At 54.1% G+C, this 12,419-nt stretch carries 12 protein-coding genes; 9 read left to right on the top strand and 3 right to left on the bottom strand.

Annotation, left to right across the window (positions count from 1 at the left end):
- Positions 1-45: 45 nt before the first annotated feature.
- A complete protein-coding gene (locus LDB05_RS03895; protein ID WP_226006620.1) occupies positions 46-408 on the top strand; it encodes a nucleotide pyrophosphohydrolase in 363 nt (120 codons plus the stop codon).
- 197 nt (positions 409-605) lie between these two features.
- Here LDB05_RS03895 and LDB05_RS03890 read toward each other — a convergent pair whose 3' ends face one another.
- A complete protein-coding gene (locus LDB05_RS03890) occupies positions 606-1,910 on the bottom strand; it encodes an AAA family ATPase (protein WP_226006619.1) in 1,305 nt (434 codons plus the stop codon).
- Between the two features lie 358 nt (positions 1,911-2,268).
- On the opposite strand from LDB05_RS03890, the gene LDB05_RS03885 reads away from it, so the two are divergent.
- Positions 2,269-2,541: a hypothetical protein gene (locus LDB05_RS03885; RefSeq protein ID WP_226006618.1), complete on the top strand. Its 273-nt coding sequence runs from the start codon at positions 2,269-2,271 to the stop codon at positions 2,539-2,541.
- A 110-nt stretch (positions 2,542-2,651) separates the two neighbouring features.
- On the opposite strand, the gene LDB05_RS03880 is transcribed toward LDB05_RS03885, so the two are convergent.
- Complete coding sequence (locus LDB05_RS03880) at positions 2,652-4,262, bottom strand: DUF5677 domain-containing protein (protein ID WP_226006617.1); 1,611 nt, start codon at positions 4,260-4,262, stop codon at positions 2,652-2,654.
- Positions 4,263-4,403: 141 nt separating this feature from the next.
- On the opposite strand from LDB05_RS03880, the gene LDB05_RS03875 reads away from it, so the two are divergent.
- Complete coding sequence (locus tag LDB05_RS03875; protein WP_226006616.1) at positions 4,404-5,123, top strand: hypothetical protein; 720 nt, start codon at positions 4,404-4,406, stop codon at positions 5,121-5,123.
- A gap of 237 nt (positions 5,124-5,360) precedes the next feature.
- Here LDB05_RS03875 and LDB05_RS03870 read toward each other — a convergent pair whose 3' ends face one another.
- Positions 5,361-5,546, bottom strand: coding sequence for a DUF8053 family protein (locus LDB05_RS03870; RefSeq protein ID WP_226006615.1), 186 nt, complete (start codon positions 5,544-5,546; stop codon positions 5,361-5,363).
- A gap of 106 nt (positions 5,547-5,652) precedes the next feature.
- Between LDB05_RS03870 and LDB05_RS03865 the strand changes: the two genes are divergently transcribed.
- From LDB05_RS03865 to LDB05_RS03840, 6 genes are read left to right on the top strand one after another with little or no spacing between them, the layout of a single operon-like run.
- Positions 5,653-6,072, top strand: a complete 420-nt coding sequence (locus LDB05_RS03865) for a DUF8023 family protein (RefSeq protein WP_226006614.1) — start codon at positions 5,653-5,655, stop codon at positions 6,070-6,072.
- Positions 6,073-6,084: 12 nt separating this feature from the next.
- A complete protein-coding gene (locus LDB05_RS03860) occupies positions 6,085-6,822 on the top strand; it encodes a PGF-CTERM sorting domain-containing protein (RefSeq protein WP_226006613.1) in 738 nt (245 codons plus the stop codon).
- Complete coding sequence (locus LDB05_RS03855) at positions 6,823-9,666, top strand: Env/VP5 family phage fusion protein (protein WP_226006612.1); 2,844 nt, start codon at positions 6,823-6,825, stop codon at positions 9,664-9,666.
- Between the two features lie 2 nt (positions 9,667-9,668).
- Positions 9,669-10,295 (top strand): DUF8063 family protein, encoded by a 627-nt coding sequence (locus LDB05_RS03850; RefSeq protein WP_226006611.1) that lies wholly within the window; start codon positions 9,669-9,671, stop codon positions 10,293-10,295.
- Positions 10,292-11,101 (top strand): hypothetical protein, encoded by an 810-nt coding sequence (locus LDB05_RS03845; protein WP_226006610.1) that lies wholly within the window; start codon positions 10,292-10,294, stop codon positions 11,099-11,101. Before LDB05_RS03850 ends, LDB05_RS03845 begins: the two co-directional genes overlap by 4 nt.
- Entirely contained in the window at positions 11,098-12,279 is a 1,182-nt protein-coding gene (locus tag LDB05_RS03840; protein WP_226006609.1) for a hypothetical protein, read from the top strand. Before LDB05_RS03845 ends, LDB05_RS03840 begins: the two co-directional genes overlap by 4 nt.
- Positions 12,280-12,419 lie beyond the last annotated feature (140 nt).

Genomic DNA, 12,419 nt, shown 5'->3' with positions numbered 1-12,419 from the left:
CTACTCCGTAAACTTTCATTTGATTGGAGAAAAGTATTGGAAGCGATGAACGAAGATCTCACTGAGCTCCAAGACAGACAGCAGCAGTTTATCGACGAACGTGATTGGGAGAAGTTTCATACCCCAAAGAGCCTCGCAATGGCTATTTCAGTTGAAGCGAGTGAACTCGTAGAAGTATTCCAATGGCACGACAATCTACCTGCTGAGGAATACGAACAGGATGCCGAGATCGAAAATGCGGTAGAAGAGGAACTCGCCGATATCGTGATTTATTGTCTTAGCATGGCAGCCGAGTTCGATATCGATCTCGAGACAGCAGTAGCACACAAGTTAACGGAAAACGAGAATAGATTCAATCGGGAGACATCAGAAGCGATCCGACGGAATCTGCAAGAGTGGAATGAGTAGTTTAGATGGGCCAGATCCCAGACGTGGTCAACCCAACACCCTTAGAGACTGAATGTTGACGAAATCCAATCTCCGATTTTGTACATTGATCTCAAGCCAGCTCGTTCGTTGCGCTGGTCATACCGATTTTTAGCTCCAATTGGCCGCTTTTTACTATACGCGAAATTTTCAAGCTGTTTCGAGATGATTCACGTGAATCAAGAGAGAGCAGCTAACAAGTCAATCACCCACGGAAAAATCTCAATCAACACGAGAACAATCGTTAACCCAGTCAGTACGATAGTGAGCCATGCTATTCGTTTTTGTAGGGTTATGTTTTCATCTGTTTCCGCTAGTCGTGTTCGGCTCTCGATCGACGAGACGAGTGACTCAACTTTCTGTGTGATTCTCGTATAGAGCTGGTCAACCTGTTCAAATGTCTTCTCAGAACTCTCCTCGAAATATTCAACGACCGAATTCGATTGGTCGTCTGGCCGGTCAACGAATTCTGGTTCATTCGGGCTAGGCAGAGGTATATCGTACGGCATGCCGAATCTATCAGCTTTCTCGTCGGCTCGCTCACTAAATTGGTCTTGTAGTGATTGATATTCGGCATCGTATCGAGTTCGGAATTCAGTGTAGTCTGCCTGTAGAGCCTGAATCTGCTCCGAAACCGGTAGCACCTCATCAATATCGGTCTGGGTAGATGACAGAGACGATAGGGCGTCGCGGGCATCGTTTGTTTCTGTATCAAATTCTTGCAGTCTACCCCACCGTGAGTTCGCCCACGTATGTAACCGATAGTAGCGTTTTAATCCGGACACCTCTGCATACCAGGGAGGTGGTGTGATGAGCTCGTCAAAGGGCTCTGCCTGGGGGTGAGAATCCTTGCGAACCGCTGTAAGACCGTTATATGGGTTCATCGTCGCCATTGGATTGACAAAAATATTACCACGGATAAGCGATAAATTTCCTCCAGTTTGAAACCCGAACGAATAGAGTTGAGGGTGTACTTCTGTGAGTCTGTCTAGTATTTCGTTTACACCAGAATCATCTGCTTCTGGGAGTAGATCTTGTTTCCCATTCCACTCAGCATAGAATACACCACTGTGACCCGGCTTTTCATGATCTACCAGAGTTGGTAATGTTCCGACGTAGTCTGATAGTGTCGATTGTAATTGTTGAATGTCGTTTCGATTGTCGCTGTTGAGGACCATCTCGATTTGATCTTCGGAAAGTACAGCGAATGTCGTGACATCTAAAATACCTCGAGTATTCGATTCTACCAGGGTACGTACCGATGCGAACTCCTCTGTTGTTTCAATCTCATTAGTGTCGTTTCCAGCAACCCGATTATGCCACCCGCCGCCGCCACCCATATATGGGCCTTGGTATTCATCGATGTCATCCCCGTACAACTCTGAGAGTGACGATAGTAGCTCTTCATCGTCCGTTTCGTCAACGAAATCCCAGAAGATAATCGCTGCAAATTCGACCTCTGTTTGATTTGATTGACTTGTCATGTTTTCTGCGTGAAGTCATCCAATGGAACGCGGGACTACTGAAACAATCCACTCAGCCCATTTCGTATTTCCGGTAAATCAGTTAGAATTTGGAGAACAGAGCAGTGATGAGCGTTTCACTGCCATAGTGATTTAGAGATAATTCTAACTCCCACCCCAAGCGCTTGCACGTCGACAAAATCCGATCTCCGATTTTGCACATCAGTTTCGAGCCGGGGTGTGTAAAATCGACCTCGAGTTGAGCCAGTTGTCGTACCGATCACGCCGGCCACCTTCCCCGACCGGCCGCTCTTTATATAGGCTCGCGGTTTGAGTGACCGAAAATTCCTAGGATTTTGAGGGGGTTGTGCAAATTACGATGCGAATCCAGAAAACCGACACTCGAGAGCGGAAGTGGAAGTATCTAAAAGAAGCGACCGGCGAGAGTACCGTCTCGGGCGCACTGGATGCAGCCGCGGACTACTACCTCAAGATGTGTGGGGACACGACCGCCCAGCCGAACGGATGCGTCCCCAAACTGATTCAGCATGCCAACCAGAAGGGGTCGCTCACTGCAGCAGAGATCGTCAAAATCCTCGACACCGATGAACTCCCGCTTGAGTACCAGTCAACATGGACTATCGGTGAGTAGTGGGTCGCACACCCACAATAAATGAGGATATTTTTACTTCAACATTCTCCTAAGGATCCAGAAGAACTTGAAGCAGAAGAGCTGGAGTAGTCCGATATCAAAATTACTACCTACAGAGGCATATCCTCAAAGGACTCACTTTCGCTGAGGATTTCCCGAACAGACTCTGAAAGATCTAAGACCTCAAATTCTTGGTCAATTCCACGTGCTTCTCTCCAACTGTCTAAACTTCGATTCATCATATTACCCGCTTCAACGATTGCAAATGGTAGTTTTGGTAGTGGTTGGAATTGTGGAATCTGGTGGAACTGATGCAACGGATTATGGCATTTAACTAAGTAGTTCTGTTGGATGAAATCCCAGGAGCCATGAACAGCGGGATTATGCTGTTGGAATCTCAAGTCGTAGAGATCCTTACAGTCCGCTTCTTTAGCAAGTTGTCTTGTATTTTTATCCGCCCAGTGGCCAACATCAACAGGTATCAAGTGCTTGTACCGCTGCGCTTCCAAACGGTCTTCCATTCTTTCCAGTCCTACCCCTATCTCATTAGGAACATCAATCTCATCCTGTAATCGTTGGTAATGTTCCAGCATCAACTTTTCTTGACCCAATCCATAGTCAATAAATGACTTGTAGTCTTCTTTGTCGCCGTTCTGGTTGAACCATTCAAGCGTTATTTGGTTTTCTACCATGCATCTTATAATAATGCCTGCTATGTCTGTATTCCAGAGAGAAGGTGAAGTAGCTAAATTTGAAACCAGACTAACTTGTCTCATAAGAAGTCCATCTAAAACCTCGTTTTTCCCTGTGAATTCTGGATCTTTTGGCGCTTCAAACCACAAGTCAATAATCGTATGTTTTAAACTTTCCTCATATTCAAATCCAAATGATGCTAACTTCTCAAAAAGTTCTTCGTCTGGCTGTTTTATATTCGCTTCCTGATCGGCCTCTTCTCGATTACTCTCTTCATCTAACTCATGTGGGAAAATACATTCTGTTAATTCGAAACCTCTCTCCCAAAATTTTGTTGCCCAATCGGACCGTTCATCATCAGAGGATCTTATACCCTGAAATGAGGAGACTGCTGCCCGGACTGCTGATCCTGCTTTCCGAGATTCTGGTGTATCTGGATAGTCAAATACTTCATTTATATCTACAAATTCGACACCCTTTGAAATTTTTAATTCACCAGTCATTAACATAGTCCCAACATAGATCCCTTGAGCATACATAGACAATTTGGACCTCCTGTCTGATAGCTCAGTCACTAACTCTGCAATCTGCGATAGTTCTTGATCATCTATTTCCTCATCCTGTAGTGGGTCGTCTTCCTGTTGATCACCTATTAGCCCTGTCTGAGGATGATCTGGATAATGCTTTACCAGAGGTTGGAGTGACGATTCAATCTTTTCTAGATGGTCACTCTTGAGATCTGCTCTTAGCTCTTCAAAATCAGATTCGGTGAGATCACTATAATCACTTGATAGAATGTATGTTCCATTTGAGAATTTACTTTTAGCTTTATCGGCGCAGGCTATTACAATATCTGCTGTTAACTCTGGTCCATATTGTTCTAAAATCGTTCCAATCCACAATATTTCAGGGACCATCTCCGTTTTCCAACGGACATACTCTAGGTTATCACCAAGCGAGTCAACGAATGGTGGGACCAGAGTAGTCCGTTTCCAACGGTGATCGCCTAATATTTCATCATCACTCATTCCTCCGCCACCTCATTACCGAAATGACAGGCCATTAATGGTAGCAGCATGTGTTACCCTAAAAACCTAACTGTATCTGGATTAGTTGCTAATTTCCTGTATTTCCGACACCTACTTGTTGACTGAGTATTATTCTGTCATATGAATATTAATCAATTCACGCTATGGGACATTACAGTAAATGTAGTTCCAGGGATTTTGACTGTATTGCTTATTGTTTTACTCTTTCCGCTGTCAATATTTAACCAATTTATAGATTTTGCAACAGAAAGTGGTGTCCTTGCTGTATCTATTTTTTTGGTGGTAAGCTATGTAGTCGGTCGGGCTTTTCAGGAAGGAATATCTAGAAAAGTCGATTCTTACATCTCTGAACTGTCTGATTCCGACACTTATCAATCATCTGTTTTATATTTTATAGATGAGATGAATATGGCTAGAGATGATAATCAGCCGAGGGTACGAAAAATCTTCTTAGAAGAGGCACAGGTTAAGTTCGCTAGCAAAGATGCAGAATCAATTGATGAAGTGAACCAGCGTCTTGATGATTTTGACATTTTCAAACTCAGTCAAGAGTATGTAATCGGAAATGACCTGGGAAGAGCGAACCGATTTATGATACTCTCACGATTTCACCGTAGTATCTATGTCCTGTCATTGTTTGGTGTTTTCGGCCATATATTTGTCCAGGTTGCATGGCCAATCTTAGGATATGAAATTGTGTTAACCCAGCTTCAGAGTGCCATATTGATTTTATCTCTAATCGTCATAGGCGCTGTATCATTTAAAGAAAGATGGTTTTTTGAGTACAAATTTGTTGACTCTCTCATATACGGCTTTTGTGCAGACACAAGAGAATCATAGGTGAATGTATGCACAGAGGTTAATGCACGTCGATTGCGGATGAATAACAGGTCTGTTCTTTAAGCAGGTGGATTTAGAGGCCAGAATGATCGGCACAGTAGCCAGTCTGGTTATTCTCAATTCTATGCACTTCGCGAGTCCATCGTCTAGGACGAAGTGCATACATCGAGCCTTCTGTATACATCTAAGCGCAACCACACAGGGTCAAGTCTGAGAACCTGATTTCACGACTCTCCTTCACGTTTCGATCTCCTCAACAAGCTCAAGCGTCCATTCTCCTTCGTCGACGTGACGGATATGGACGTGGTGGTCTCCGTCGAGTTGCCCGCTCTCGTTAAGCAGGCCCTCAACGCGCATATCGTCTTTCGGGAGTGTGATGCCGACCGAATCACGATCCAACTGTCGAATCTTGTTTAGCGCCATACTCGGCGGGCAACCCCCCTTCTCATAAAACTTGGTGACCATCGGATTTTCCGGGGGTATTCCGGACCCTTTCGGGAGGGCGGGTGCGACGGGTGTGCGTTGTATTATGGCAACTGCAACCCTGAGCGGAATGAAAAATACGGAGGGCGTTGACCTGATCGACGCCATCCTTGCACCGTTGTTCGTGGCCGCGACGCTCTCGCTGTCCGGCCTCGGAACCATCGGAATCGACAACCCGATCAGCTTCTACCTCGGTGACGTGCTCTACAGCGCGGCCGGGACGGAGATCACCTGGGCGTTCGTCTTCACGGTGATCACGCTCGGGATCGCGTGGTTCTCGAACGAAGCGCGCGACTGGTCGGACTTCTCGCAAGAGCAAGCTGCGCTCGTCGGTGGGATGGTCATCCTGAATCTGTTCTCGGCGATCGTGCCGGCCGTCGCGGCGGCACTGGCGACGTACTGGTACGTCGGCGTCCTGCTGCTGATGGTCAACGGAGCTGGCTACTACCTCATCAGCTACTACTAACGGAGTTCCATCATGAGTTTTTCAAACCAAACCAAGACGATTATCGGAATCGCCTTCCTGACGGTCGCTCTCGCGGCGATGGCGGCGGTTGGGATGGCGGCAGTGACGGACATGGCGAACGAACAAGTGCAGTTCGACAACGAATCGAACCTGACGGTCGGCGTCACCTGGAACGAGTCGGCTGCTTCGGACGCGACCGCCGACGTGACGGTTCAGTACGAAGACGCGTACGTGATCGACAACGACACGGTGACCGACTCGCACCTGAACAGTACGACCCTGAGCGGAACGACCGCCGAGTTCGACACGGCCAACGTGACGGACGGCACCAGCTACGATGTCGAGCTCGACTCGAGCGCGACGACGGTGACCGTCCCGGCCTCGGAGATCAACGAGACCGACGGCACCGTTGACCTGTCGCAACACACGTCCGACTCGCTCACTTCCGACGATACGATTCTCTCGGCAACGGTCATGGCCGACGACGTGATTAGCGACTCGTTCACTGCTAATCCGGGCAACGAAACGAACGCGACCTACACCGAGGACGACAACCTGACCGACGGGACGATGTACCGAGTCATCGTCTCCGCCGACGACACGGAAGCCGATTCCGTCACCGTCGACGACGGCTCGATCGGGGGCATCTTCGGCGGGTCCGACGGCTCGCCCGGCTTCGGGGTCGGCGTCGCGATCGCGGCGATCGGGACGGCCGGCGCGGTCGCTCGTCGCAAGAGCGGAGGGTCGTAGATGACGGAAAGCGGCCCACAGCCCACAGCCCAACAGATCGCCACCGAGTGCAAGATGACGCGACGGCGGGCGCTCCAATCGGTCGGCCTCGCGGCCGGTGCCACTGCTACGGGGGTAACTTTCGGCACCGATACCGCGACCGCGGCCGAAGGCATCGTCGACGGCGTGGTCTCTGCGATCCCCGGTGTCGCCTCCGGGGAAGGCGTCGCGTACATGGTCGCTGCGACGAACCCGGTCAGTATGTCGGTGTTCGTCGGCCTCGCTGCCGTCGACAAGCTCGACGCGGCGATCAACGACGCCCCGTCGGCCGACCAAGCGATTCTGCACAACACGGCAACAGCGGAGTACGAAAACCTCACGCAACACGAGACGCTGATGAACAACCGTCTGACCGACGCGAAGTCGGTTGCGTCCATCGAGGCGCGCCACGGCCTCGCGTCGACGTGGGAGGACGGCGAATCGTCGACGACTGCCTACGACCGCGCTATGCAGCGGATTCGGCAGTATTACGAAGTGCCGGAGTTCAACCACTACCACGTCTTCGCGAAGTCGTTGCTACAACTCGGCTACGTGGGCGACGCTGCTGTCGAAACTGGCAACGACGCGTTCGTCGCTGATGTCGGCACTGACGGCAGCGGTAACAACGTGCAACTCCGATTCCGTGCGAACCCGACGGAGGTCTCGGTCACGCTCCACGACGGCACGGCGATCGAGAACGTCAACTCCGACGAAGCGGATGACGTGGCTCGATCGGACGGCTCTGCGAAACTGAAGGTGCCTCAAATCCACCTGCAAGACACGACCAACGGCACGGACCTCGGTACGGTGCCGGCGCTCGATCAGTCCGTCGTCGACTCGTGGGACGCCTCGAACGAGGAAATTACGTTCACCGCCGATGACGGGACGCAAGTCACGACTGACGGCGTGTTCGTGATTCCGAGCGTGAACGACCTGAACAGTGCTCGCGTACTCGATTACGCGGAGTTCTTCAAGATCCTTGACGAGATTCACAGCCAGAGCGACACGGTGACGGGCAACTACGACCAGTCGTTCGTCGACGACGTGTACGCCGAGCTTGACGCTGGCAACCTGTCGCCACAGTCGGTCCGATCGCCGGAAGGGATCGCGCGATTCCTCTCCGGCAACGAGGACCAAACGTCCGCTCGCTTCCGGCTCGCGATGATGCAGCAGTTCGGCATGGCACAGCCGGACTTCTCGCGAATCGCGTCGATGGAGGCGACGTATACCGGCTTCACCGAGGAACGGGTCGACCCCGACCCGAACCTCAACAGCCGTGTGACGTACCCGTCCGGCCTCGTCGAAGACAAACAGGTCACGGGCGCACTGTTCGGCAATTCGCCGCCTGCCGGTGGCTTCCAGCCCGAAGAAAGCTACCTCGTACAACCCACCGTCTTCTACGGGGACACCAGCGATAACAAACTGCGTGCCCGTGCTCGAGACGGCTCGCTAAAGTGGGACATCAGTCCCGGCGATGCAGTCTATGGCGTCGGCGTTCACCCGTCTGGCGACATCGTGTACTGCTCTGTAGGCTCTGCTGTCCATGCCTACGACACGACTGACCCCGACAACCAACTGTGGTCGCAAGGCTTCGTCAACACCGTCCGCGACATCGAGGTGGCACCTGACGGCTCTGCTGTCGTTTGCCCTGTCGACAACGGCAACGACCCTTCCCAGTTCCACTACCTCGACCCTGAGACGGGCGAGTCGATCTGGTCGGACTCTCGAGGCACCTACTCGGCCTCTGTTGGCACTGCGACCGACGGCAGTCAGGTGTACTTCGGTGACGGCTCCACGCTCGTCGCCTACGACACTGAGGGCAACCAACTGTGGGAAAACGGCCCTGCCGCTGAGTCCATCGACGCCAGCCCGACCGACGACGTGATCGTCGTCGGGACTTCTGGCGGCTCGACACAGGCACGCGACCCGTCTGACGGTTCGCTGGTCAACGAGTACACCGGCAACGGTGCCACTGTCACCGGCGTCGCCTGCACTGAGAATTACGTCTACACGGCTGACGAAGGCCCTCAAGTCACCAAGATCGACCGCTCCGACTGGTCGCAGGTCTGGACCATGACGCCGCCTGCGGAGTTCACGGGCGACATCGAGGCCGTGACTGGCGACGATCGTGTGTTCTTCTCGGGCTACAACAACCAGTTCGTGCTCGACGCTGAAGACGGCTCGACGATCTGGCAAACGGCGATCGACTTCAACGAGGGTGTTGCAACCCTGAATCCTGAAGAACAGGTCAGCGGAGTCGTCGGACCTGCCATGCTGTTCGACGAAACCACCGACCCACCGTCCGAGCTACAACTGTCTGAGGGCGTCATCACTGTCGGTGAAATGCTCGATCGCGACGGCAACACGGTCACCCACGTCACCGACCAAACGATCTCCGATCTCGAAGGGCTGTCGGCAACGCCGGACAGCATCGACACAATCGTCGACGAGATTGATCAGTTCGACAGCAAGTCGGACATTAAGTATCAGAAACACGTCCTCGACATCCTCGAGCACTACGATGCCGAGGATCAAGAGGATCAGGTCTCGACCGACGAGCCTGACTACCAAGACCCGAAGTACGACTCGTACAACTCGACTGAGTACGCTGAGTACATGGAACAGTCGCTTGCGACCTATGAGGAGATGCTTGCGGAGGAGGAGGAGAGTAGCAGCACCAGTGACAGTGACAGTGACGAGCCGCTGTTCGGTGGCCTGTTCTCAAGTCAGAACGGTGGCCAACTCGCTGGACTCGCTATCGTCGCGCTCATCGTGATGGGAATCGTCAGCGCGGCGATCAACAAGATTCCGCTGGTGGGGAAATAACGATGAGGCGGTTTTTCATTGTTGCCACGGTGGTAGCGGTGACGCTGGCGATGGGCATGGGCGCGGTCGCGCCGATCGCCGCGCAGGAAGATACGAACGAGAGCGACGAAGGGGTACTCCCCGGCGAGCAGGGACCGGTCAGTCCGAACGGAAGTGACGACGACCAGGAGGCGAGCGGCGGCAACGAGTCGACCGTCTCAGCCGGCGGCGACTACCTCCAGCCGATCGACACCGACACCCGAATCACAGACTGGGAGTACAGGCCCGGAATGTTCACAATAACGCTAAAAGCGAACAAAACGACGAAAGTCTCGATGACCGAAGCCGGCGACTTCGAGGAAGGCACCGGCTCGTTCAACTACAAGGAAATCACCGTTCAGGAGGGAACGAACACCGTGACGATGCCCGTCACCGACCGGCAGGGCGCGGGAGTCGCGCTGGCAACGCAGGCCAGCCTCGAGCAAGGGACCGGCGCGTTCGTGTCGGTCGGACAGGTCCAGAAGAACCCGTTCAAGAACTTCGGCGGTGAGACCGGACTGTTCACCGGCGTCGGTCTCTCGGTCTCGCTGGCGGCGCTCGGAGCGGCCTACGTCGTCCGCTCTGAAGACACCGGAGTGATCGAAGCATGAGCGAGACGAGCACCACCTTCGGGAGCTGGCGCGACCGCGTGACCTACGTGCTGGCCGAGGCCCAGCTGCTCGTCGCCGGCGCGGCGATGTCGATCGCCATCCTGCTGTTGTGGTTCCGGCCCGAACTTCCGGGTATCCCGCCGATTGTTCACGGCTGGATCGCCGCGCTCATGCTACTCGGCCCGCCGCTGCTGGGGCTGTTCATCACTGGGGCCCGGAAGCTCCGGAATCGGAACATGGTCGAAGTCTACCACATCAACGGCGTCACTGACACACGCCGGAAGCTCTACGTCGAGCCCGGCGTCTGGGAGAACAAGACCGTCGAAGGACCGTCTCCGTACCGCTGCAACGACAACGGGTCGTTCGAGGTACGCGAGTTCGACTGGCACCCGGATCAGGGAGAGAACGGGACGCTCATCGTCACCGGCTGCTACTTCAGCCAGATGGCCGACTCGAAGCTGATCACGGTGAAGGCCATGCTCGAGGACATCCACGGCGAGTTGATCGAAACGGCGATCGCCTACAACAAGCTCCGCGCTCGAATCTCGCGGATGGGCGTCGAGATCGAACGCGACACGATCAACTTCCAAGCCGAGGCCGACGAGCGTGGGCTGATGGGCGCGAAGACGAGCGTCAAAGAGCGATTCGAGGCAGCCGAAGAAGAGTCTGAGGAATGGTCGACGGACGAAATCAGCGACCTCGGTGACTACGAGCACGACTTCGACCCGGCCGCAGCCGAACAGGGAATCACGATCGACCAGGGCGGCCAGCAGGCCGCCGCCACCGACGGAGGAAGCGACCAATGAGCGATGACGGACAAGCGGATCAGCAAGCACTCTACACGACCGCAGCAGCGCGCGAACATCAAGAAGGCTACAGCGACCGGGAGAAGCGGGAGATAGCCGACCACGGTGGCATTGTGCGCGACGAGAAAGTATCTCGAGCACTCGCAGTCCGGTCGATTCACTACGATCCGACGGCCGCCGATCGGCCCGACAAGATGCCCGGCCGCGTGAAGGACCTCGAAAAACACGAGCAAATCCGGCTGATGGAAGGGACTGAAACCTTCCGGAGAGCCATGGAGAACGGCGATATGCCGACTATCAAGCACATGGTCGGCGACACCAGCCAGCGAGCGGACGTGTCTGGGCTGAAGGCAATCGGGAAAATCGACGAACTTGTCAACGGGCCAGCTCCGGTGATCGTTGTGCTGGGTGAGATGGGCGCGGGGAAGACGGACTTCGCGTGCTTGCTCGCACAGCGCTGGCGAGCACTCCACCAGGAGAACTCGCTACTCGGGACGAACATCCAGTCGCTCGAGGAAAAGAATCGGTGGGTCGACGACGACGGCGACGTACAAGACGGCTGGATTCCCGACTACGGGACGCTCATGGAGTGGGTCCAGCAAGACGGCGACCCGCTCGAGCACAGCCAGCGCGACAAGCTCTTCATCGGTGACGAGTTCTCGAGCGCGGCGAGCGGGAGCGGTGCCCAGGGGTACGAAACCCGGCAGAAGATGGCCCCGCTCGTGTACAAGATCCGGAAGTACGGCGGCGCGCTGATCTACATCGCTCACGGCGAGCGGTCGATTCATCCGATGCTGTGGCGCGTCGGGACGATCGTCAAGAAGGTCTCGCAAAAGAAGGCCGTCATCGCCGACTCGATTCGCAACGCCCAGCTGGCAGACATCGAGGGAGAGGTTGAGGGAGTCCCACCGACGGACCTCCGATACAACACGAAGGAAGCAAGCGACTGGTCGTGGTCGTCCTACGGCGATGAAACGGATGATATGGAGCCGGACGAGGCGGTTCGGCAGACTGCGATTTGGACCGTGATCCGATGCAAAGAGGAAGGCATGACGAATCGTGAAACCGCCGAGTTCGTGCCGTACAGCCACGGATGGGTGGGATCGCGCTGGCGCGAATACAAGCAAGAAGGAAAGCACGCAGAGACCGTATCCAAAGTGAACGAGGTAATCGCATGACTGCGCGGGGTTGGATAGCTGGATACAGATACCGACTCCCCTTTAGTATACGAGGAGGCCCATCACGCGCTCTGCTCCGAGGGAGCGGAGCGACCGATGGGCTGTGCGGATACCTCGCGGAGGTTATATATATCGGCGCG

The organism is Natrinema salinisoli (assembly GCF_020405205.1).
Classification (GTDB): domain Archaea; phylum Halobacteriota; class Halobacteria; order Halobacteriales; family Natrialbaceae; genus Natrinema; species Natrinema salinisoli.
The sequence above is the reverse complement of the archived record's forward strand: the minus strand, read 5'-3'. Positions and strand labels throughout refer to the sequence as shown.

What these genes read in the sequence shown, in the direction of transcription:
- LDB05_RS03880 (WP_226006617.1), bottom strand. Translation starts at nt 4,262, where the DNA reads ATGAGTGATGATGAAATATTAGGCGATCACCGTTGGAAACGGACTACT.
- LDB05_RS03895 (WP_226006620.1), top strand. Translation starts at nt 46, where the DNA reads ATGAACGAAGATCTCACTGAGCTCCAAGACAGACAGCAGCAGTTTATC.
- LDB05_RS03860 (WP_226006613.1), top strand. Translation starts at nt 6,085, where the DNA reads ATGAGTTTTTCAAACCAAACCAAGACGATTATCGGAATCGCCTTCCTG.
- LDB05_RS03890 (WP_226006619.1), bottom strand. Translation starts at nt 1,910, where the DNA reads ATGACAAGTCAATCAAATCAAACAGAGGTCGAATTTGCAGCGATTATC.
- LDB05_RS03885 (WP_226006618.1), top strand. Translation starts at nt 2,269, where the DNA reads ATGCGAATCCAGAAAACCGACACTCGAGAGCGGAAGTGGAAGTATCTA.
- LDB05_RS03845 (WP_226006610.1), top strand. Translation starts at nt 10,292, where the DNA reads ATGAGCGAGACGAGCACCACCTTCGGGAGCTGGCGCGACCGCGTGACC.
- LDB05_RS03865 (WP_226006614.1), top strand. Translation starts at nt 5,653, where the DNA reads ATGGCAACTGCAACCCTGAGCGGAATGAAAAATACGGAGGGCGTTGAC.
- LDB05_RS03870 (WP_226006615.1), bottom strand. Translation starts at nt 5,546, where the DNA reads ATGGCGCTAAACAAGATTCGACAGTTGGATCGTGATTCGGTCGGCATC.
- LDB05_RS03875 (WP_226006616.1), top strand. Translation starts at nt 4,404, where the DNA reads ATGAATATTAATCAATTCACGCTATGGGACATTACAGTAAATGTAGTT.
- LDB05_RS03850 (WP_226006611.1), top strand. Translation starts at nt 9,669, where the DNA reads ATGAGGCGGTTTTTCATTGTTGCCACGGTGGTAGCGGTGACGCTGGCG.
- LDB05_RS03855 (WP_226006612.1), top strand. Translation starts at nt 6,823, where the DNA reads ATGACGGAAAGCGGCCCACAGCCCACAGCCCAACAGATCGCCACCGAG.
- LDB05_RS03840 (WP_226006609.1), top strand. Translation starts at nt 11,098, where the DNA reads ATGAGCGATGACGGACAAGCGGATCAGCAAGCACTCTACACGACCGCA.